Source organism: Micromonospora sp. R311, assembly GCF_056780015.1.
Genome location: NZ_JBSWCE010000014.1, coordinates 147,181 through 168,193, shown reverse-complemented (window position 1 = coordinate 168,193; position 21,013 = coordinate 147,181). Strand labels below are relative to the sequence as shown.

Here is a 21,013-nt window from a genome sequence, read left to right as displayed (position 1 = left end):
AACCCCAGCCAACACCACCCCTACGACAATTCCCCGGCCCTGACCAACCCGGCGAACGTTAGTGGCCACCGCACTAGCGCCTTCAGTGCAGCAGGTACGCGGTCAGCCGGTCGGCGAGCTGCTTCGGGTGGCTGAGCGCCACTGAGTGGCAACCGTCGATCTCATCCGGGGCGACGCCGAGCCGGTCGGCGGCCACCCGACGCTGGGAGTCCGCCAGGAAGAACCGGTCCTCACGGGCGATGAGCACCTTCGTCGGCACGGCCGGCCAGGCGTCCAGAGGCCACGGCTCGTTCCACTCCGCGCTGACCTGCTCCCGGCCATGCGCCGCAGCCTCCTCGACAATCTCGGCCGGTACGCCGTTGTAGAACTGCTGCTCCTCGCTGAGCCCTTCCGTGCCGCGGTGACCGGTGTTGTCCCACCAGTCCCCGGGCCTCTCACCGGGCTGCGGAACCATCGGCGTGAGCAGGACGATCAGCCGCACCGGCAGCTTGTCGGCAATCAGCGGCGCGGTGAACGCCCCATACGAGTGTCCGACGACCACAAGGTCGCTTCGGTCGCCGATCGCGGTGACGACCGTTTCGCAGAACTCGGCAAACCCCGCAGACCTGTCCTCGATCGGCAGCTCCGGCACCACCACGTCGTGACCCCGGATGGCCAGCTCAGGGACCAGAAGATGCCAGTCCCAGGCGCTGCCCCCGCCGCCGTGGATCAGAACGAAAGTCGCCACGCCCCGGAGCCTCACACACGGGTACGACAGCCAGCGGCGCGGCCCGGTTCGCTACACCAGGTCAGCCACCGAAGACCTCACCCGGCAAGATGGCGCCTCGCGCATCAGCGCTGTTCCCGCATCGACCGGATCTGCCGTTGACGGCGCGGGCTTGGATAACCGTTGCCAGCCACCATCATCGCGGCAGTGGTTGGAGGATCCACCTGAGCGGAAGCAACCACTCAAAGAACATCCGGTGAGCGTTCGGCTGGACAACGAGATCGTGGACGGGTAGGACAGCACAGGCGAGGCTCCTGGTCGGGGCATCGGGTTCCCCCTGCGAGAGGCCGGGAAGGGGGCCCGCGAGTCGCGCAACCCACCCCCGACAGGGCATAGTGTCCCGCGGCGTCATCGGCCGATGTCGCCTGCCCGTGGAGAGGGTGGTAGGAAGTGACGACGCGCTTACGTGCCCGATGGGCCCGGGCCGCCGCATTGATCGCGCTGACCGGGGGGACGCTCGCGGTGTCCGCGGCACCCGTGGCGGGCGCCCCGGCACCCATCAGCATCCTGAGCGTGTCGGCGGAGAACGTGAAGCCCGGCGACAAGGTTCGCGTTCAGTTCCGCGTCACGAACAACGGGAGCGGGGCCGAAACGGCCATCGTGGTGGTCAGTGGCGGCCTGCAATGCACCACCGGCTGCCGGGCGGAGCCGAACCTCAAACCCGGCCAGAGCCAGGACTTCCAGGCCACCGTTGTCGCGCCCGAGGTGAGCGCGGGCGAGACCCTCGGTCTCAACATCTCGGTCGCCGTACGGCTCGGCGGGCAGAACAGCTTCGACTACAAGATGGTCTACATTCACGGCCCGGGCACGTCGCAACCCGGCGCGGACGCGCCGCAACCCGGTGCGGACAAGCCGTCGTCCCAGGTGGACCGGGTGTCCGGCCAGGTCCGCGACACCAGCGGCAAGGCGATCGGCGGCGTGGCCCTGACCGTCCGGGACAGCGCCGGGCACGAATACCGTACGACGAGCGACCGGAGCGGCCGGTTCTCGATCAAGTCGGGCGCCGGCAAGACGATCGCCGAGGGCCGGATCACGGTCGTCGCGGCCCTGGCCGGCTATCGCACCACCCGCACGACCGTACAGGGCTCCGCCGGTGACACCGCGAGCGTGCGGCTGACCTTGGCCGCCGTGGCCGCGCCCGCCACGACCCCGCCGTCGCCCACCGCAACGGCGGCAGCGGACGAGGCTGTCGAGCCGGAGACCAGCGTAGCCGCGGCGACACCCCCCGCCCTCGAAGCTGTCAGCAACGAGGGCAGCGGTTCGCTGCCGTTCATCCTGGGCGGCCTGCTGGTCACCGCCGGCCTGGGCGCACTGGCCTTGATGGTGAACCGCCGCCGGAACACGCCGGACAAGCCGGCTCCGTACGCGGCGACTCAGCTGACGGCGCCGGCCGGAGCGGGCATGAGCGACGCACCGACCGCGGTGCTGCACACGAGGCCGCCGGCCGACGGGTTCCCCGGCCCGTACAGCGGGCCCCAGCAGGGCGACATCCAGCAGCTCAGCCACGACCCATACGGCCGGCCGGCCCCCTAATACTGTTGCGGCGGTTCGTAGCTTCCGAGCGTGCTGAGTCGTTTGCGGTAGTGGAAGTTCGGCGGTGTGCTGGATCGCGCGTCACGGAGGCACGACTTTGCCGAGTTCAGCGTGCCGCCAGCCGTACGAGGAGGTCTGCGGTCGGGCGCCTTCACTGTGGGTGCCACCTCGGGCTCGCTGGTGGGTGGGATGCTTTCAGCGGCGACGCCGAGCGGATCCGGGCCGGATGGACGTCTTCCGCGCCCCGAACCGCTCCTGGGCGTCAAGGACCGCATCGGCGTACCGGGTGGCCCAGGCACCCATCGCCTGCATCGGCTCCAGCAGCGCGGCGCCCGCTTCCGTGAGCGCGTAGTCCACCCGCGGTGGCGCTTCCGGAAACGGCCGGCGCTCCACCAGGCCGTTGTACTCCAGCCGGCGTAACGCGTCGTTGAGTACCTTGGGGCTGATCCCGCCGATCCGGGTGATGAGCACCGCCGGACGCATCGGACCGTGCGCGGCGATCGTGAAGACAACGACGCTGTCCCAGCGGTTGGCGAGCACCTCGAATGCCACGCGGGCTCGGCAGTCGGAGGTGTAGGCGTCGAGCTGGTCGGCGCGATTACCCATGCGTTCATCCTGCCCGGTGTATTGCACACCGTTCGGTGTGCATCGGCCTGCCTATCGTCCTGCACGGCGGTGTACCGAGCCGCCGCAGAGCGAGAAACGGAGCAGGCGGATGAAGATCGGCATACTCGGCACGGGGGGTATGGCTGCGGCGCTCGGCGGCGCGTGGACTGCGGCCGGCCAAGACGTGGTGATCGGCGGCCGGAATCAGGGGCGGGCGAAGCAGACCGCCGGACGAATTGGCGCCGCCGGGCATGGCAACTTAGCGGACGCGGCGGGCCACGGCGATGTCATCCTCGTCGCTGTCCCGGCGGCAGACGCGCCGCAACTGGTGTGCGGCCTCGCCGGGAATCTCGCCGGTCGGACGGTCATCGACTGCACCAACCCCGTCGTACCGACCAGCAACGGGTTGATGCTCAGCACCAGTCGCACCATGTCTATGGCGCGGCAACTGGCAACTGCCGCGCCCGACGCGCACGTGGTCAAGGCGTTCAACCTCTGCCACGTGAGCATCTGGACACTGCGTCCGCCAACCTTCGAGGGCGTACCGCTGGCCGTTCCCTACTGCGCCGACCAGGCCGAGGCAGCCGCGGCGACGGAGAACCTCATCAGGTCCATCGGCTGCACTCCTGCGCCCTGCGGCGGGCTGGCGCGGGCGGCGTACCTGGAGGCGACAGCGGCGCTCGCGATCGGGCTGTGGTGGGCGGGCCAGCAGCCGCGCGCCGCGTTCCCCTCCCTGGCAGAGGTGCCACATCGTTGATTCACTCGGCGGCGCAGTTCACGACGTTCTCCCCGGCCACGACGACCGGGCTCGTCATTGAGTTCGCGGGCAGCATGTTCTGCGATGCGCCGGGTACCGCCGCGCTCGACGCCCGGCTCGGTGAACAAGTCTGCGCGCCGGTCGATGGCGCGGTGACCGCGGTCACCTCGTTGTCCAGGGCGTGCAACCGCGTGGTGGTGGCCGTCTCCGCAGTGGCGTCCATCGCCGCTGCCCTCGGTGCCGGCAGGACATCTCATCTTGTGATAGATGAACGCCGAACGGCGGCCCGCTGAACCAGTCGGGCCGCCGCGGCAAAGCGTGGATCAGAGCAAGCGGATGTCCGACGCCTGCGGGCCCTTCGGGCCCTGGGTGATGTCGAACTCCACCCGCTGGTTCTCCGCAAGGCTACGGAAGCCGCTCGCGGAGATCGCCGAGAAATGGGCGAAAACGTCGGCGCCGCCGCCGTCCTGGCTGATGAAGCCGAAGCCCTTGTCGCCGTTGAACCACTTCACGGTACCTGTAGCCATGTCTGCTCCTTCGCAGGCTGTTGGAGACCGCACTGTGCGGACTCGCGCGCCGCCGCGTTGATCAGCCGCGTCGGAAACGACACGAAACGAAAAAGGCACCTGGATGGGTTTTGGTTAACCCATCAGGCGCCGAAACGTCTACGGAAATCAAAACTGCAACCGGGCAACCATAACACAGAATCCGGCGGCCGCCGCCAGCCCCATGCGAACGGCCTCCGTCACAGCACTGCACCGCGAGGCGCAACTTCGATCGCTGCGACGCCTCGGCCGTAGAGTACGACGAGCCGATCACCGTGTTTGGTGCGCAGCACTCCCGAATCCTGCGCCAGTGTCGAGATCACGTGTTCCACAAGCTCGTCCTCGCCGGAGACGTCCGGTTTGTCGTACGTGAGGTCCATGCGGTCGCCGCCGATGAGCCGGACGCGTAGCACCGTAGTTGCCATGTCGTAGAAGCTAGTCGAGTGGGGACGCCAGGTGCAGTGGCGCTGTCGCGGGCTCCTTGGTCGACTCGCCCAGCCAGATGTAGCGACGCTGCTGTTGGTCGCAGGTCGCCGACACAGGCGAGGCTCGGACGATGGACCACACCCGGGCGGACCTGACAATGGACACGAGACGGGTCGTGTCGATCCTCGCCGATAGGGAGCCACATTCATCGCTGGAGTCAGCACCCTGAGCTGGCAGCGGCACCGCTGCGGGTAGTGCGCGTAGAGTGGGTGGTGGATCAGTTCGTCGACATCGTTGGCGGGCCAGCGCCTACCGGGCGTGCTGCCCAGGTCTCGGCAGTGTCCACAGGACAACTTCGAGGTTTGAGGGCCGAGCGTTGGCAGACCATCCGATCGCCACCGACACTTCAGTTTGCTGACGGACAACGCCGCGTCCGTTACAGGCGACGACCAGCGACGCCGTGAGGCAAACCGTCATGATCGGAGGCATGGCTGGCGTCCAGTGGCGGGTCATCCCCTTCAGGCGGCCCTTCGGGAGACGTTTGCCCCAGGCACAACGACGCGTTGGCGTCCTGTCAGCGATCATGCCCGGGTCATCAGCCGCTACCTGCCGACAACAATCAGCCAATCCCGCCCAGCGCGGTACGACGGGGCCGTTGCGGCACGGCCGCGGCAGGTGGGCGCCGATCTGGCGGGCCTGACCGAGCAACACCGACACCACGGAGAAGGACATGACTTTCGTGTTAGCCCCGCCCGCGGTCTCTCCGTCACCATTGCGCGAGCCCGCCAAGACCCTCCGCGAAAGAGGGGCAGACAGTTTTCACGCGGCGCTCGCCGCGGTCCTGGCCACCGGGCTCGAGAATGCTCTTGAAGCGGGTGACCACCCGAAAGCGATCAGCTTCATCAACCGCGGCTTCGCAGAAGGAAGTCCGCAGCTGGGCTGCGACCTCCTCTGCCGGGCAATCGCGGTCGTCGGGACAGCCCGGACTTGGACCGTGCAGCTCGCGCCCCTGCGATCACCGTAGCTCCCTGGATTGACGCAGCCCGCCGCGCTGCGAATCGCTGCTGCACGAGTACTACCCGGCGTTCCGCGACGCCAGCGTGCGTGGTGGCCGGGGGCCCGGGCGGCCGGGACCGGGGGCGGGGAGGCAGGGCACGCCTCCCGCCGCACCCGGTCACCAACCGCGAGGCAGGACATGGCCGGGCCTCTGGGCGCACACCTTCAGGGCACGTCAGGCAGTCGTCGACCGGGCCAGCTGGAACGGGAGCCGGTCGAAGATGAACCTGCTGTACGCGATCCTGCCGTCCCGCACGGTGACGCACTCGGCGGCCGGTCCGCTCGCCACCAGCGTCGTCGTCGTGTCGTACACCAGCACGGCCCGCTCCTCGTCGCCGAACGCGGCGACCGGTTCGGCGCTGACCAGCAACTGCACGAACGGCGCCATGAACGCGCGGTAGGCCTCGGCGCCCTGGATCCGGCCCGCCGGCGCGTCACACACCACGTCGTCGGCGATGTACGCCATGGCCTCGTCGAGGTTCCTGCTCGTCCACGCACGGTGGTACGCCAACGCCACGCGCAGGGCAGGACTGTGCTGATCGGTCATCGCAACTCCAGGTGCATGGTCGGGTCGGGTCTCTCTGCCGGTACTGACACCCGGCGAGACGGAAACGGAACGGTCCGGCGTGGCAGGATCCGAGGGTGACCGAGGTACTGCTGGCTCGCGCCCGAGCCGGTGACGAGCGGGCGTTCCGGGATCTGGTCGAGCCGTACCGGCGTGAGCTGCACCTGCACTGCTACCGGCTGCTGGGGTCGCTGACCGACGCCGAGGACGTGCTGCAGGAGGCGTTGCTGGCGGCCTGGCGGGGCCTGGCCGGCTTCGAGGAGCGGGCCTCGCTGCGGACCTGGCTGTACCGCATCGCCTCCAACCGCTGCCTGAACGCCATCCGGGACAGCGCCCGCCGCATCCCGCCCGCGCCGGTACCGCCGTTCCGGCCGCCCGAACCGACCCGCCGCTCGGAGGTCACCTGGCTGCAGCCGTACCCCGACGCGCTGCTCGACCAGGCGCCCGACCACGCGCCCGGGCCGGAGGCGCGCTACGGCCTTCGGGAGTCGGTCGAGCTGGCGTTCGTGGCCGGGCTCCAGCGGCTGCCGCCGCGCCAGGCCGCCACGTTGGTGCTGCGCGACGTGCTCGGCTACTCCGCGGCCGAGGTGGCCCGGATGCTCGACACCACCGAGACCGCGGTGAAGGGTGCGCTCCAGCGGGCGCGGGCCACCTTGGACCGAAGCCGCCCCGCCAGCCACCGGGTGGCTGCCGGCTCATCCCAGGAGCAGGAGCTGTCCAGGCGGTTCGCGGCGGCGTTCATCGCCCGCGACCTCGACGGCCTGCTCGGGCTGCTCACCGACGACGCGTGGCTGGCCATGCCGCCGGCGCCGCACGAGTACCACGGGCCGGCCGCCGTCGCGTCCTTCCTGCGGGTCAGCGGCGCCTGGCAGGGCGACCGGCGCCTGCTGCTGGTGCCGACCCGGGCGAACCGGCAGCCGGCGTACGGCTGCTACCTCGCCGAGCCCGACGAGCCGGTCGGCCGGCCCGCCGGCGTCATGGTCCTGACCCTGAACGGTGGCGGGATCGGGGGCATGACCCGGTTCCTGGACAACCGGCTGTTCGACCGGTTCGGGCTGCCTCAGCTGGCCCGAGTCGACGTGCACCGGACGTGGGTCGAGGTGGTGTGACGACTCTTCCGACTTCCCGGCCCCACTCCTACAGTGATGGCCACCCCCGCCTGCGAGCCCTTGAGGTGACATGAGCATCCGCGTGTACCGCAACGCCGCCATCCGCACCGGGGACAGCGGCAACCCGGTGGCCCAGGCCATGGCCGTGCGGGGCGAGCGGCTGCTGGCCGTCGGCACCGAGGCGGAGGTGCGCGCCGCCGTGGGACCGGGCGCGGAGCTGATCGACCTGGCCGGCGCGGCCGTGCTCCCCGGGCTCTACGACGCGCACATCCACACCGCGCAGTACGCCCAGAGCCTGGACGCGGTGGACCTGCGCGACGCGGGTTCCCTGGACGAGGCGCTGGCCCGGGTGGCCGCTCACGCGGCGCGGCTGCGGCCGGGCGCCTGGCTGTTCGGCGGCCGGTGGGACAGCAACACCTGGGATCCGCCGGCCCAGCCGGACCGGTACGCGCTGGACTCCGTCTGCCCCGAGCTGCCGGTCGCGCTGCCCAGCGTGGACGGCCACACGGTGTGGGCAAACTCGGCGGCCCTGCGCCTGGTCGGCATCGGCGCCAGCACTCCCGACCCGGTGGGCGGTGAGATCGTCCGGGACGCGACCGGGGAACCGACCGGCATCCTGCGCGAGTCGGCCTGTCGCCCGCTGCGGGACCTGATGGTCTCCCCCGACCTGCGCGACCAGCTCCGCGCCGGGCAGGAGGAGCTGCTCTCCCTCGGCCTGACCAGTGTGCACGACATCGACGGCGAGGACTGCCGGGCGGCGTACCTGGAGCTGCGGGCGGCGGGCGAGCTGAAGCTGCGGGTGCACAAGGCGATCCCGCTGGTCCACCTGGAGGCGGCGATCGCGGAGGGCCGCCGCACCGGGCAGGGCGACGACTGGTTCCGCACCGGGCCCGTGAAGATCTTCAGCGACGGGGCGTTGGGCTCGCACACCTGCCACATGGGCGAGCCCTTCGCCGGCGAGCACGGCAACGTGGGCATCGCCGTCACGCCGTACGAGGACCTGGTCAAACTCTTCGCCCGGGCCGCGGAATCCGGGATCGCGGTGGCCACGCACGCCATCGGCGACCAGGCCAACCATCTGGTCATCGACGCCTACGAAACCATCGGCCGTACGCCCGGGCTGCGGCACCGCATCGAGCACGCCCAGCACCTGCGGGCCGGCGACCTGGCCCGGATGGCCCGGCTGGGCATCGCCGCCTCGATGCAGCCCGTGCACTGCACCAGCGACATCGACCTCGTCGACGCCCTGCTGGCCGGGCACGACCTGGCCTCGTACGCCTGGCGGGGGATGCTGGACGCCGGCGTCGCGCTGGCCTTCGGCTCCGACGCCCCGGTCGAACACCCCAACCCGTTCGCCGCGCTGTACGCGGCGGTGACCCGTACCCGGCCGGACGGGACGCCCGCCGGTGGTTGGCAGCCTGAACAGCGGCTCAGCATGGCCGAGGCCCTCGCCGCCCACACCGTTGGCGCGGCGTACGCCGCGGGCGAGGCGGACCGCAAGGGCGTCCTCGCGCCCGGCATGCTCGCCGACTTCATCGCGGTGGACACCGACCCCTTCCTGGAGTCGCCGGACGCGGTGCTGCGCACCACGGTCCTGACCACCGTCGTCGGCGGCGAGGTCCGCTGGCAACGCGGGTGACCAGCGCGCCCCCGGGCAGCGCTGCCCGGGATGCGGGCCCGGCGTCACGCGGCGGGCAGCGGCCCGCGGAGGCGGTCGATGGCGAGGTCGAGGGCGGCCTCGAGGTGGTCGATCTCTCCGGTGTTGAGCAGCAGCAGTACGCCGCCCTGGATGCCGGCCAGCAGGGCCGCGGCGGCCCGGTCGGCGTCCACGTCCACGGCCATCTCGCCGATCGACTGCATGTGCCGGATGCCGTCGGCGATCTCGTCCTGCCAGCGCCGCATCAGCCCGGTGACCACGGCCCGAGCCGCCGGGGACCGGCGGCTCGCCTGGCCGAGCAGACCGTTGAGCGGGCAGGTCTGGCCCTGCTCCAGGTAGCGGGCGACCAGCCGGTCCCGCCACGCCTGCCAGGCGGGCCAGGAGGTGAGGTTTCCGAGCATCGGCTGCTGGTCGGCGAGCACCTGGTCGGCCTCGTGCTCGGCCACCGCGAGCAGGAGCTCCTCCTTGCCGCCGGGAAAGTAGTGGAAGAGTTGGCTCTTGCTGGTGCGGCTACGCGCCATCACGTCCTCGAGGCGTACCTCGTCGACGCCGCGCTCGCGCACCTCGGCGGCCGCGCCGGCGACGATCCGCGCTCGGGTCGCCTCGCCCTTGCGGGTCAACGCGTGGGTCATCCGGCCTCCGGTGATCAGACGTGCAGGTCCACCGTAACGACACGCCGGTGGTGCCGTGCCACGTCGAGTGGGGTGCCCCGCGCGGTCACGGCGTCGTCCCGCGGGACGACGCCGTGACCGTGTCGGGCGGATAGTCGTCAGTCGACGCCGTTGAAGACCGGCGGCGCGTAGCCGGCCGGCTTGTCGCCGATACCCAGACCGGGGCTGACGATCCAGGACTGGTACGTCGGGGTGAACATCGAGTACGGCGCCGCCAGCGGCTCGGCACTGGCCTGCTCCAACCGGCCGCGCAACTCCCGCGGGATCTCGAAGTCGAGCGCGGCCAGGTTGCCGTCCACCTGCTCGGGGCCGCTCGCCCCGATGATCACGGAACCGACGGCGGGCTGGGTCGCCACCCAGTTGATCGCCACCTGGGCCATGCTCCGGCCCAGCTCGGCGGCGACACTCTCCACCGCCTCGATCACCCGCCAGTCCCGGTCGGTGACCGGTCGCCCGGTGGCGCCCGCGCCGCCGAGCCGCCCCGTACCGGTCAGACCGTCCTCGGTCCGCCGGTACTTGCCGGTGAGCAGGCCGCCGCCGATCGGGCTCCACGCGGTCAGCCCCAGACCCAGGGACTGCGCCATCGGCAGGAACTCCGGCTCGACACCGCGCGCCAGCAGCGAGTACGGCAACTGCAGGTTGATCATCGGGGTCAGCGCGTGCGCCTCGGCGACGCTCTGCGCCCGGGCCGCGTACCAGGCCGGGACGTCCGACAGGCCGGCGTACCGGATCTTGCCGGCCCGCACCAGGTCGTCGAAGGTGCGCACGACCTCCTCGACCGGGGTGATCCGGTCCCAGGTGTGCAACAGGTAGAGGTCGAGGTAGTCGGTGTCGAGCCGGCGTAGCGACGCCTCCACCGCCCGGATCAGGTGCTTGCGGCCGTTGCCGCTGGCGTTCGGGTCGCTCGGATCGATGCTGTTGGTGAACTTGCTCGTCAGCACCAGCCGGTCCCGCACCCCGGCCGACGCGATCAACCGGCCCAGGATCCGCTCGCTCTCGCCGGCGGTGTAGAAGTCCGCCGTGTCGATGAAGTTGCCCCCCGCCTCCAGGTAGCGCCGGAAGATCGGCTCGGCCTCCGCCTCGCTCCTGCCGTACGCGGCGTGGAAACCGGCGGTGCCGAAGTTCATCGTGCCCAGTGCCAGCCGGCTGACCCGAAGTCCGGACCGGCCGAGCAGGTAGTAGTCGTGCCTCACGTGCATCTCCAGATCGCTCGTCCGCCAATTCCGCGACCGGCCCGGGTCCGACCGCCTGGTCCATACAGTGGCTCGACGGAAATGGACCGGCAAGTCCAGAAATCGGTCGTCGGCCGCTCCCCGCCCACCGAGAGCCGCCGCGACCGACCGCGAGGTGGCCTCGACCAGGTCCGGTTCGCCACCCTCCCGCGGCAGGGGCGCATCGACGGAGCTTGACGCCTGCGGATCGAGCTGTTTAGCGTCGGGCATGACCCGGCCCAGGTTCCTGCCGCTGCTCGCCGCCCTGGTCGTCACTGCCGCCGCGGCGGCGTTCCCGCCGTCGGCCGCGTCGGCGGCCCCCGCCGGGCCGGACGCCGGGCCGGGCGTGATGATGCTGGTCGGGGGCGCGCTCGCGGACGACAACAGCGCCGTCTACGGCGAGTTCGTTCGGCAGGCCGGCGCCGCCCAGGCCCGCATCGGCGTGCTGAGCGCCTCGTCGGCCACCCCGCATTGGAGCGCCAACCAGGTCGGCAAGGTCCTCAAGCGGCACGGGGCCGCGGAGGTGACCTGGATCCCGGTGAACGTGAAGCGGGACGGCAGCGGCGACGACCCGGAGCACGCCGCGCTGGCCGCCTCGATGACCGGGTTCTTCTTCGCCGGCGGCGACCAGTTCCGCTACGTCCAGTCGATGATGCACCCGGACGGCTCGGACGGCGCGGTGCTCGCCGCCGTCCGGCAGCGGTTCCTCGCCGGCGCGCCCGTGGCCGGCACCAGCGCCGGCATGCAGATCTTCGCCGGCCCCGACATGATCACCGGCGGGGTGAGCTACCACGGGGTCCGCGACGGGGCCCAGCCCGGGTACTTCGACACCGACGAGGTCCTCGGCTACTGGCCCGCCGGCGGCTTCGGCTTCTTCACCTCCGGCCTGGTCGACACCCACTTCGACGCCCGGGGGCGGACCGGCCGGTCGATCCGGCTCGCCGCGGACACCGGCCACGACCGGGTGCACGGGGTCGGCGAGGACACCGCGTTGATCGTCACCGGGGCGGGCACCGCCGGTGAATCCGCCCGGGTGGTGGGCAGCAACGGGGTGTCCGTGCTCGACCTGCGCGCGGCGCAGGTCGGCCAGGTCGGCGGGCACTGGTCGATCAGCGGTGTCCGCTGGAGCTACCTCACCGACGGCGACAGCTACAGTCCGGGCCGCTGGCAGGTCACCAAGGCCGCCGCCAGCGCGCCGCTGACCCCGGACGACCGGCCGGCCGGGGCACCGTCGGCGGACGTGTTCGGCTCGTACGCGCTGCTCGGCGCGGCGCTCGACCTCGCCGACGCCGGCCGGTCCACCGCGACGACGGGCACGACCGCGGAGGACGCGCCGCCGTTCGTGGTGGGCCTGACCAAGGATTCCGCGTTCGCGGCGTACACCCGGGACGGGAGCGTCGCCGCGTCGTTCACCGACCTGGCCGTGTCGATCCAGGCCGGCTGAGCCGGTCGCGTCCCGGGCGCGGAGGCCCGCGGGCGCATACCGGTCAGCGGGCGCTCGGGGACACCACGGCGCGGGAGCGCCACAGCAGCCAGACGAAGTACGGCGTGCCGATCAACGCGGTGACCAGGCCGGCGGGGACCTGCGCCGGGGCGATGACCGTGCGGCCCAGGGTGTCGGCGACGCTGACCAGCACCGCGCCGAGCAGCGCGGCGACCGGCAGCACCCGGGTGTGCCGCCCGCCGACCAGCGCGCGGGCGGCGTGCGGGGCGACCAGGCCGACGAAGCCGATCACGCCCACCGCCGACACGGCGGTCGAGGTGAGCAGCGCCGCGGCGACCAGCGCGACCAGCCGGGTGCGTTCCAGCCGGACGCCGAGCACCCGCGGGGTGTCGTCGTCGAGGGCGAGCAGGTCCAGTTCCCGCCGGGCGGCCACCACCGCCGGGGTGAGCACCAGCAGCGCGATCGCCACCGGCAGCACCTGGGTCGAGGTCCGCCCGTAGGTGGAGCCGGAGAGCCAGGTCAGCGCCTTGCCGGTGTTCCACGGGTCGAACGCGACGATCAGGAACGTGATCACCGCCATGCCGCCCTGCCAGGCGCCGAAGCCGATCAGGACCAGCCGGTCGGAACTCAGCCCGCCGCGCCAGGCCGCGCCGTAGACCAGCGCGAAGGCGAGGATCGCACCGACCCCGGCGACGCCGGAGACCGCCCAGACGCCGGCCAGCGGCACGAAGGTGAGCAGCGAGACCGCGCCGAGGCCGGCGCCGGCGGTGATGCCGAGGATGCCGGGCTCGGCGAGCGGGTTGCGGCAGACCGCCTGCACGGTGGTGCCGGCCACCGTGAGCGCCGCGCCGGCCAGCGCCGCCGCGGCGACGCGCGGCCACCGCTGGTCCAGCACGAAGGTGTACGCGGGTCCGGTGCGACCCTGCAGCCAGTTGAGGACGTCGCCGAGCAGCACCCAGGTGTCGCCGGCGAGCATCCCGACGACGACCGCGGCGACGGCGATCAGGGCGCAGCAGGTGACCACGGCCCGGTGGAAGCTCGCCGAGCGGACCGCCGCGTGGCCGCCGGGCGGGCGGCGGGTCGGCCCGGCGTCGCGGTGCCGGCAGGCCAGCCAGATCAGGATCGCCGCGCCGAACAGCGTGGTGACGACGCCGGTGGGGATGTCCACGCCGGCCTGCGCGCCCATCACGGCCCGCAGCAGCACGTCGGAGCCGAGCACGATGATCGTGCCGGCGAGGCCGGAGAGCGGCAGCAGCACGCGGTGCCGGTGCACGCCGGGGACCAGCGGCGCGAGCAGCCGGACGATGACCGGCGCGCAGAGCCCGACGAAGCCGACCGGGCCGGTGAGGGTGACCGCCGCGGCGGAGAGCAGGACGGCCAGCACCGTGACGATCAGCCGGGTACGCCGGACGTCGAGACCGAGCACGGTGGCGGTGTCGTCGCCGAGGCCGAGGATGTCCAGGCGGTGCCCGAGCAGGACCAGGGCGACGACGGCGACGCCGATGACCGGGGCGAGTTGGGTGAGCGCGTCCAGGTCGCTCTGCACCAGGGAGCCGTTGCCCCAGGCGAACAGGCCGATGGTGGCCTGCTCGAACAGGATCAGCAGCAGCATGGTCGCCGAGTTCAGCGCCAGCGCGGTGGCGGAGCCGGCCAGGATGAGCCGGGTGGTGTTCGACTGGCCGCCGGCCGACATCGCCATCACCAGGGCGGCCGCGGCCAGCCCGCCGAGCAGGGCGAGCCCGCCCGCGGGCAGCACGGGCAGCGAGATGCCGAACGCGGCGACCGCGACGATGGCCAGGTGCGCTCCGGCGTTGACGGCGAGGGTGTCCGGTGAGGCGAGCGGGTTGCGGGCGATGGACTGCAACGCGGCGCCGGCGAAGCCGAGCGCGACGCCGATGGCGAGCCCGGCGAGCAGACGCGGGAGCCGGGAGGCGACCAGGACGCGGGCCGCCTCGTCGTCGCCACCGGTGGCGAGCCGCAGCAGGTCGAGGGCGCCGATTCCTGAGGTGCCCTGGGTGAGGTGCACCGCCGCGACCACGACCAGGAGCAGGATCGCGGCGGCGAAGGCCCCGAGGACGCGGGGCGTGGACAGGGGCCCGGCCGGAGCCGGCCGGGTGGCCGGCTCCGGGCGCGGGGGTGCGCTCAGCGTGGTCACACCGTGTAGGTCTTCACGAAGTGGTCGACGAACTGCTTGGCGGAGAGCGGGCCGCCGAAGGTCCAGATGCCGTCGGGCATCCGGTGCAGGTTGCCCTGCTTGACGAAGGGCAGCGACTTCCAGATGGCGTTGCCGGCGAGGCCGTCGGCGAAGACGTCGTCGCCGTCGGAGGCGTTGTAGAAGAAGTGCAGGTTCGGGTCCTTGAGCACCGTCATGCCCTCGACGTCGCTCTGGCCCAGGCCCCACACCTCGTCGGTCTTGCCGGTCCAGGCGTTGGTCAGGCCGAGCTGGATGCCGAGCTGGGAGACGAACGAGCCCTGGCCGAACATCCGGATGCTGATCGTGCTGCCCTCCTTCCAGCCGTCGGCGAAGGCGAACGGCCGGCCGGCGGCTCCGGCGTCGGCGATCTTCTTCTTGCCGTCGGCGATGGCGGCGTCGAGGTCGGCGAGGAGCTTCTGCGCCTCCGCGGTCTTGCCGACCGCCTGGGCGATCATGTTCAGGTCCGACCGCAGCCGGCCGAGGTTGTCCTTGGCGTCGCTGCCCTTGGTGACCACCACCGGCACGTACTTCTCCAGCTGGGTGATGAGGGTGCCGCCCCGGCCCTCCTCCATCACCACCAGGTCGGGCTGGAGGGCGACGATCGAGTCGACGCTGGGCTCCGCCCGGGTGCCGACGTCCTTGACGCCCGCGTCGAGCTTGGCGGCGCTGACCCAGGTGGCGTAGCCCTTGGGGTCGGCGACGCCGACCGGCATGACGCCGAGGCTGACCAGCATCTCGACCTCGCCCCACTCCAGGCCGACGACCTTGGTCGCCGGTGCCTTGAGGGTGACCTGCTTGCCGCGGCTGTCGGTGACGGTCACCGGGCCGCTGGCGGAGGAGCTGGACGCCGCCGGGGTGGCGGTGTTCTCGGTGGTGCCGCAGGCGCTGAGCAGCAGCGCGGCCGCCGCGGCGACCAGGGCGGTGACACGGGTACGGGTCATGGTGATCTTTCTCGGGTACGGGTTGGGTTGGTCGGTCAGGCCGGCAGGCGGGTCAGATGCCGGCCCACCGGGCGGGTGGTGACGATTCCGCTGACCGGATCGGTGCTCACCTCGATGCGGATGCCGTACGTCTCGGTGAGGGCATCCTCGGTGAGGACGTCGGCGGGGGTGCCCGCGGCGCGCACCCGGCCCTTCTGCAGCAGCACCACCTCGTCGGCGACGGCGGCGGCCTGGTTGAGGTCGTGCAGGACCACCCCCACCGCGACGTGGTGGTCGTCGGCGAGATCCCGCATCAGGTCGAGGATCTCCACCTGGTAGCGCAGGTCGAGGAAGGTGGTCGGCTCGTCGAGGAGCAGGACCGGGGTGTCCTGCGCCAGGCAGGTGGCGAGCCAGACCCGCTGCAGTTCGCCGCCGGAGAGTTCGTCCACCGGTCGGTCCGCCATGGCGGTGACGCCGGTGACGCCCATCGCGCGGCTGACGGCGGCCGGGCCGTCCGGGTCGTCGGCCCGCCAGCGGCCCCGGTACGGGTGGCGGCCGTAGCCGACCACGTCCCGTACGGTGACGCCGCTGGGCACCGGCCGGCTCTGGGCCAGCAGGGTGACCCGGCGGGCGAACTCCCGGGCCGGCAGCCCGGCGGCGGTGGTGCCGTCGGCGAGCAGCACCGCGCCGCTGCCGATCGGGTGCAGTCGGGCCAGCGCCCGCAGCAGGGTGGACTTGCCGCTGCCGTTCGGGCCGACCAGCGCGGTGACCGACCCCGGCCGCAAGGCGATGGACGCGCCCCGCACCACGGTGCTGCCGTGGTAGCCGAGGTGCAGGTCGACGCCGCGCAGACTCTCGTCCCGGGGCAAGGCTCGGTCGCTCAACACGCGCTTAGGTTAGCCTAACCTTCAAACGTGTCAAGCTGCCCGGTCCGCCCACCCGCGCCGGGTGCCACCGGGCTCAGCGGCGCTCCAGTAGCCGAGCGCCTCGACCCGCTGCCTGGGCACGCCGAGGCCCTTGCGGACGTGCTTGACGATGCCGCGGGTGCTGGCCGCCTCGCAGGCCACCCAGTAGAAGGCGCCGTCCGGGGCGGACGGGATCGCGGCGGTGACGGTTTCCACCAGGTGCCGCCCGCCGTCGCGGCGGGGCACCCAGACCACCTCGTGGTGGCCCCGGGCGCGCGGCGCGAGAGCCTTCTCGCCCTCGTGGGCGTACTCCAGCCAGACGGTTGCGGGGATGGTGGCGGCGGCGTCGAGCAGGCTGTTGACCGCCGGCAGCGAGGCCGCGTCGCCGGCGAGGAACAGGTGAGTCGGCGTCGGGTCGGGCAGGGTGAAGGCGCTGCCCTGGACGGTGGCGACGATGGTGTCGCCGGGCCGGGCCGCGGTGGCCCAGCGCGCCGCGCACCCGTCGTGCAACGCGAACTCCAGGTGAAACCGTCCGGTGGCCGGGTCCGGGTCAACCAGGGTGTACGCCCGCTGGTGCGGGCGGCCGTCGTTGTCGAACCACATCCGGATCCACATCGTCGGGTGCACCCCGCAGGTCTCGAGCAACCCTCCCCCGTCGATCAGGAGGCGGTGGTAGTGCCCGTTCACCGGCTCCGAGTCGAGCACGGTCAGCTTGAAGTCCTTGCCGCCCATGGCCTTGAGCACGAGGGCTTCCCAGTTTCTCTTCACACACGCCTCCAGGGCTCCGAAGTTAGGCGAGGGTAACCTAACCTCGCGGTCCTGGGGAGCGGCGAGAGCCGTAGCACCATGAGCCGAGGCGCGGGATGTACCAGGAGGCATAACCGATGTCCGGCATCGAGCTGGATGACGGCATGCTCGACCACCGTCCGCCGGCCTCTTGCGAACCAGATGCGGACCGTTCGTCCGGGAGGTCCACAGAGGCGCGCGGCTTCCTCATCGGCTCGACGGCATCGGCCGGCCGGACAGGCTGCCGTGAACGAGAACGACCAGGATCATGACGCCGGCCGCAGCGAAGATCACGCCGATCACCCGTTCCAGCAGAACGAAACGCGCCAGACGCTTGTCGTACCGCGCGTCCGGTAGCCAGCGCCAGGGCGGAACTCGCCGTAGCACGCTGGCGGTGACCATCGACCGGCGCACGTGCCACTCCGTCACGCCTCGAAAGTTGGCTGCCAGAGCGACACCGATGAGGCCCATGGTCAGACTCATCAAGACACCGGCCACGAAGCGCCATGTCTCCATCTGCCCTCCTTGGCGCGGGTCACCGACCATACGTGGCCGCGCCGCGCAGAGATCAAGCCTGCTGACGGCCGGTATTGCCATAACACGGCTGATCGACGGCGTGCACGCTCAACCTGTCGTGACACCCGAAACGCCTGCTGTGAACGGCCGGCCCAACTACGTCTCGTGCCGGCTCGGGACCGCTGGGCCGTGCGACTACCGGCCCGTGGATGGCACATCCAGACCGCCCCTCGGCTCCCATTCCTGTGACACCCCTCCCCCGCCGCCGGCTTAGACGCAGGTGGATCAGCCGGTGGCGAAGGAGCTCAGCCATCGGACCGGCCGTGAGGCTCAGCGGTTCGTGCAGCCGGGGTAGGCGTCCACTCGCCCATCGAGCCGCCGTACCACGAGGTGGCCGTCTTTCTGCCAGATCGTCTCGCCGGGACGAACGAGAACCGGTTGATCGAGGAGAAAGTGGCGCCAGCGATCGATCAGTGTGAGGCGGTCGGCCTGTTCGACTGGTGGTATCCGGGCATTGCCCAGCAGGATTGCCAGGTCGGCGACGGGGCGGGTGCGGCCAGGCTGCGGCCAGGGAGCAGACAGGCGTACGCGGCGGGGGTCGCGCCGCCCTGGCCGCTTCCTTCCGGGCGTTGTCACGTCAACAGCATCGGTCTGGGCCCCGGCCCCTTATTCGCCGGGGACGATCACTCGCGCACCGTCGGGCAGCGCGGTCAGCACCCGACGCCGGCCGGTGGCCGGGTCGGCGGCGACCAGCTCACCGCCGACCGCGGTCCAGCGTTGCAGGAGGATCTCGGTGCCGGCGAGACCGAGGAAGCTCTCGCCCTCACCACCCCCGGGCACCACGAGGTCGATCCGGCCGGCCGGTCGGCCGGACCGCAGGTCGACCCCGACCAACGTCATGGGAGGCACCGCCCGCGTCCCCTCCGGCTGGCCGGTCGGGACGTCCTCCGGCCGGGTGACCAGAGCCCACACCGCCGGCGGATCGCCGCCGCCGCGCACGAGCGGGACGAGCGCGTTGCGGATGTCGCCGGGGCCCACCTGTTGGGTGGTGGCGAGCGACACCGAGCGGGCGGTGCGTCCGTCGACGTCCTGAACTGCGATGGTGAGCTGGCTGTGCGGCCGGGCGTTCGGGCCGAGGTTGAACTCCGCGGTGGCCAGTTCACGCCCGTCCAGGAACGCCAGCATCCGGCGGCCCGGCGTCCCGCGCAACGCCAGCGGGCGCAGCTTCCCGCCGGGCAGGGTGAACGCTGCGTACGCCTCGCCGGCGCCGGAGGGTTGCCCGAGCAGCAACGCCTGTCCGTCGGTCGACCACTGCCGCAACTCGTACCCGGGCGGGACGGCCCGCTCGGTGATCCCGGTGAGGTCGCGGATCCACCACTGCCCGTCTCTGCGCTGGGCGAACCACCGCCCGTCCGGGGAGAGCGCCTGACTGAACGCGCCCATGGCGGCCGCCATCCCGACGCCGAACTGTTCACCGGAGGCGGTCACCAGGTACATCGGCCGTCGAGGCAAGGCGCCGGTCGCCACGTCGAAGCCATCGGGGTCGTCGACCTGGTAGAGCAGGGCGCCCCGTCCCACGGCCCGGTCGGTGGGCAGGGCGGTCGGGGTGGCCGGCGGCAGCAGCCGGCCGGGCAGCCCGGCGAGGAGTTCCCGGGCCGTGACCGGGGCGGCGACCTCGGCGGATGCCGGTGACCGGGTGGCGCTCGTCCGCCAGACCGTCACCCCGGCAGCCCCGCCGACCAGCACCCCGGCCACCGCGACCGCCAACCATCCCCGGAGTCGGTGCGGTCCCGGCGGCGTAACGGGTGCCGGCCCCGGTGCCGTGGATTCCATCGTCGTGCCCCCCCGATCCGGGCGTCCTGCCCGCGCACAGCACACGGGAGATGCACCGGACCGTCAACGGCCCGGTCGGGCCCGACTCCCGATCGGGGCCCAATCGTGATCTTCGAGGATATCGGTCTTCCCGGCCGCTGTCGTCAGCCGGCGGGTTGCCTACGTGGTCTTCCGGGAACGCACAGGGCGGAAGGGCTGGCGGGCTCACTGCACCGAAACGGGCGACGGCGTGCCGCTCACGCAGCTCCCGATAAACGATCCCTCGCCCTCTCTCAGCGAGCCGACTTTTCGTCGTCGATCTCGACGTGGGGCGCGTCGTGACCGTCGGGTCCGTCGTAGCGGCGTTCGTAGGCGCCGGAGCACTCCTCCGGATCGCCGTGGGATCCGTGGCTCTTCATCACCGCATGCAGCTCGGGCACCCGAAGGGAAGCACCTGTGGTCGCGGAGCGGATGCGGACCATCTGGGGATCGGCGCGGCCGGCGGCAGCGATTCGACCTTGGAAAACGGCGAAGCTCAGGCCCGAGGCCTTGTCGCCCCGCCCTAGGATCGATGACGATTCATCGCCCGCGGACCGCCGCGTCCCGGGTGACGACGGCGGAGGGCGGTGCGGACATGGGACCGGGCGAGCGGAAACGGCTGTTCGATCAGGCACGCGAGTACTCCACCCGCCAGCACATGTGGACGGAGGCCGACCGGCTCTGGGTCAAGGTGATCGACGCCTATCGGGACGCCACGCGGCATCCCGGTCCGGTCGACTCGGAGGACCGGCGCCAACTGGCCCGCGCGCTGTGGCGTCGGGCGATGCTGCTGTCGGCGCGGGGCCGGCCCGGGCCCGGGATGACTCCCGGCCGCGAGGCGGTGACCGTCTTCGAGCAGCTCAACGACGCGGCGCGGGGCACCAGTCAGGACCCGACGGCGCCCCGCCGGGACGAGGCGTTGGCCGAGCTGATCACCGCCGTGGTCGACGTCGCGGAGATCGCCTTCGCGGCCGGGCAACCCGCCGCCCGCGTCAAGCTGCTGGAGCGGGCGATCGCCGCGGGGCTGCTGTCGGTCGGCTCGCCGCAGACCGCCGGCCCGCGGACGCGGGAGGCGATGGGCACGGCCTACCACAACCAGGCGACCGCACTGCTGCACCTCGCCCTGATCGGGGCCGCCGGCGACGAGGGTCCGACGGAGGCGGCGCTGGCCGCCTCGCGCGCCTGCGAGCTGCGTCAGGGCCTGCTCGACCCGGCCCGCCCGCTCAGCTTCTGGGAGCTGGCCAACACCTACGGCGTGTACGCGCAGTGCCTGGTGCTGATCCGCGACTTCGACCGGGCCCGCACGGTGCTGAAGCTGGGCAACCGGCTGGTGGGGACCCTCGGCCCGGCCGGCGCGGAACCCGCCCTGAAGCTCCGGGTCGCCACCGAGATGCTGTCCCGCGAGCGCGCCGCCGGTGGGACCGGGTCACGCCGTTGGGGCTGGCGGCGACGCTGAGTGGAGCTGCCGCGCGCGGGCCGGGCCAGGTAATTGACG

Annotated in this window: 23 protein-coding genes; 7 read left to right on the top strand and 16 right to left on the bottom strand. The window is 72.0% G+C overall.

Annotation, left to right across the window (positions count from 1 at the left end):
• Positions 1-82: 82 nt before the first annotated feature.
• The gene (locus tag AC1WTP_RS14575; RefSeq protein WP_481649781.1) at positions 83-727 is read right to left on the bottom strand and encodes an alpha/beta fold hydrolase; all 645 of its coding nucleotides are present in this window, start codon (positions 725-727) and stop codon (positions 83-85) included.
• A gap of 471 nt (positions 728-1,198) precedes the next feature.
• Between AC1WTP_RS14575 and AC1WTP_RS14570 the strand changes: the two genes are divergently transcribed.
• Complete coding sequence (locus AC1WTP_RS14570; RefSeq protein ID WP_481649780.1) at positions 1,199-2,299, top strand: carboxypeptidase-like regulatory domain-containing protein; 1,101 nt, start codon at positions 1,199-1,201, stop codon at positions 2,297-2,299.
• Between the two features lie 195 nt (positions 2,300-2,494).
• On the opposite strand, the gene AC1WTP_RS14565 is transcribed toward AC1WTP_RS14570, so the two are convergent.
• Positions 2,495-2,932, bottom strand: coding sequence for a winged helix-turn-helix transcriptional regulator (locus tag AC1WTP_RS14565; RefSeq protein WP_481649779.1), 438 nt, complete (start codon positions 2,930-2,932; stop codon positions 2,495-2,497).
• On the opposite strand from AC1WTP_RS14565, the gene AC1WTP_RS14560 reads away from it, so the two are divergent.
• A complete protein-coding gene (locus AC1WTP_RS14560) occupies positions 2,904-3,662 on the top strand; it encodes an NADPH-dependent F420 reductase (RefSeq protein WP_481649778.1) in 759 nt (252 codons plus the stop codon). The genes AC1WTP_RS14565 and AC1WTP_RS14560 overlap by 29 nt on opposite strands.
• 1 nt (position 3,663) lies before the next feature.
• Here AC1WTP_RS14560 and AC1WTP_RS14555 read toward each other — a convergent pair whose 3' ends face one another.
• The 3 genes from AC1WTP_RS14555 to AC1WTP_RS14545 all read right to left on the bottom strand — a co-directional run bounded on the left by AC1WTP_RS14555 (position 3,664) and on the right by AC1WTP_RS14545 (position 4,632).
• Positions 3,664-3,885, bottom strand: coding sequence for a hypothetical protein (locus AC1WTP_RS14555; protein ID WP_481649777.1), 222 nt, complete (start codon positions 3,883-3,885; stop codon positions 3,664-3,666).
• A 100-nt stretch (positions 3,886-3,985) separates the two neighbouring features.
• Positions 3,986-4,189, bottom strand: a complete 204-nt coding sequence (locus AC1WTP_RS14550) for a cold-shock protein (RefSeq protein WP_481649776.1) — start codon at positions 4,187-4,189, stop codon at positions 3,986-3,988.
• Between the two features lie 218 nt (positions 4,190-4,407).
• Complete coding sequence (locus tag AC1WTP_RS14545) at positions 4,408-4,632, bottom strand: hypothetical protein (RefSeq protein ID WP_481649775.1); 225 nt, start codon at positions 4,630-4,632, stop codon at positions 4,408-4,410.
• A gap of 731 nt (positions 4,633-5,363) precedes the next feature.
• Here AC1WTP_RS14545 and AC1WTP_RS14540 point away from each other — a divergent pair.
• On the top strand, positions 5,364-5,657 hold the full coding sequence (locus tag AC1WTP_RS14540; RefSeq protein WP_481649774.1) for a hypothetical protein: 294 nt from the start codon (positions 5,364-5,366) through the stop codon (positions 5,655-5,657).
• Positions 5,658-5,864: 207 nt separating this feature from the next.
• Here AC1WTP_RS14540 and AC1WTP_RS14535 read toward each other — a convergent pair whose 3' ends face one another.
• A complete protein-coding gene (locus tag AC1WTP_RS14535) occupies positions 5,865-6,236 on the bottom strand; it encodes a nuclear transport factor 2 family protein (protein WP_481649773.1) in 372 nt (123 codons plus the stop codon).
• Between the two features lie 95 nt (positions 6,237-6,331).
• Here AC1WTP_RS14535 and AC1WTP_RS14530 point away from each other — a divergent pair, with 95 nt between their 5' ends.
• Entirely contained in the window at positions 6,332-7,363 is a 1,032-nt protein-coding gene (locus AC1WTP_RS14530) for an RNA polymerase subunit sigma-70 (RefSeq protein ID WP_481649772.1), read from the top strand.
• A 70-nt stretch (positions 7,364-7,433) separates the two neighbouring features.
• Positions 7,434-9,002: an amidohydrolase gene (locus tag AC1WTP_RS14525; RefSeq protein ID WP_481649771.1), complete on the top strand. Its 1,569-nt coding sequence runs from the start codon at positions 7,434-7,436 to the stop codon at positions 9,000-9,002.
• 44 nt (positions 9,003-9,046) lie between these two features.
• Here AC1WTP_RS14525 and AC1WTP_RS14520 read toward each other — a convergent pair whose 3' ends face one another.
• Together AC1WTP_RS14520 and AC1WTP_RS14515 are read right to left on the bottom strand one after the other, a co-directional pair.
• The gene (locus AC1WTP_RS14520) at positions 9,047-9,652 is read right to left on the bottom strand and encodes a TetR/AcrR family transcriptional regulator (protein ID WP_481649770.1); all 606 of its coding nucleotides are present in this window, start codon (positions 9,650-9,652) and stop codon (positions 9,047-9,049) included.
• A 137-nt stretch (positions 9,653-9,789) separates the two neighbouring features.
• Positions 9,790-10,890, bottom strand: a complete 1,101-nt coding sequence (locus AC1WTP_RS14515; protein WP_481649769.1) for an aldo/keto reductase — start codon at positions 10,888-10,890, stop codon at positions 9,790-9,792.
• A 241-nt stretch (positions 10,891-11,131) separates the two neighbouring features.
• Here AC1WTP_RS14515 and AC1WTP_RS14510 point away from each other — a divergent pair, with 241 nt between their 5' ends.
• Positions 11,132-12,346: a cyanophycinase gene (locus tag AC1WTP_RS14510; protein WP_481649768.1), complete on the top strand. Its 1,215-nt coding sequence runs from the start codon at positions 11,132-11,134 to the stop codon at positions 12,344-12,346.
• A gap of 43 nt (positions 12,347-12,389) precedes the next feature.
• On the opposite strand, the gene AC1WTP_RS14505 is transcribed toward AC1WTP_RS14510, so the two are convergent.
• From AC1WTP_RS14505 to AC1WTP_RS14470, 8 genes are all read right to left on the bottom strand, one after another.
• A complete protein-coding gene (locus AC1WTP_RS14505) occupies positions 12,390-14,492 on the bottom strand; it encodes an iron ABC transporter permease (protein ID WP_481649786.1) in 2,103 nt (700 codons plus the stop codon).
• A gap of 5 nt (positions 14,493-14,497) precedes the next feature.
• On the bottom strand, positions 14,498-15,481 hold the full coding sequence (locus AC1WTP_RS14500; RefSeq protein ID WP_481649767.1) for an ABC transporter substrate-binding protein: 984 nt from the start codon (positions 15,479-15,481) through the stop codon (positions 14,498-14,500).
• 35 nt (positions 15,482-15,516) lie between these two features.
• The gene (locus AC1WTP_RS14495; protein ID WP_481649766.1) at positions 15,517-16,347 is read right to left on the bottom strand and encodes an ABC transporter ATP-binding protein; all 831 of its coding nucleotides are present in this window, start codon (positions 16,345-16,347) and stop codon (positions 15,517-15,519) included.
• A 30-nt stretch (positions 16,348-16,377) separates the two neighbouring features.
• A complete protein-coding gene (locus tag AC1WTP_RS14490) occupies positions 16,378-17,133 on the bottom strand; it encodes a siderophore-interacting protein (protein ID WP_481649765.1) in 756 nt (251 codons plus the stop codon).
• 225 nt (positions 17,134-17,358) lie between these two features.
• Complete coding sequence (locus tag AC1WTP_RS14485; protein WP_481649764.1) at positions 17,359-17,667, bottom strand: hypothetical protein; 309 nt, start codon at positions 17,665-17,667, stop codon at positions 17,359-17,361.
• A 330-nt stretch (positions 17,668-17,997) separates the two neighbouring features.
• Positions 17,998-18,303, bottom strand: coding sequence for a hypothetical protein (locus AC1WTP_RS14480; protein ID WP_481649763.1), 306 nt, complete (start codon positions 18,301-18,303; stop codon positions 17,998-18,000).
• Positions 18,304-18,333: 30 nt separating this feature from the next.
• A complete protein-coding gene (locus AC1WTP_RS14475) occupies positions 18,334-19,434 on the bottom strand; it encodes a TolB-like translocation protein (RefSeq protein WP_481649762.1) in 1,101 nt (366 codons plus the stop codon).
• Positions 19,435-19,772: 338 nt separating this feature from the next.
• Positions 19,773-19,919, bottom strand: a complete 147-nt coding sequence (locus AC1WTP_RS14470) for a hypothetical protein (protein ID WP_481649761.1) — start codon at positions 19,917-19,919, stop codon at positions 19,773-19,775.
• 131 nt (positions 19,920-20,050) lie between these two features.
• Between AC1WTP_RS14470 and AC1WTP_RS14465 the strand changes: the two genes are divergently transcribed.
• On the top strand, positions 20,051-20,974 hold the full coding sequence (locus tag AC1WTP_RS14465; RefSeq protein ID WP_481649760.1) for a hypothetical protein: 924 nt from the start codon (positions 20,051-20,053) through the stop codon (positions 20,972-20,974).
• Positions 20,975-21,013 lie beyond the last annotated feature (39 nt).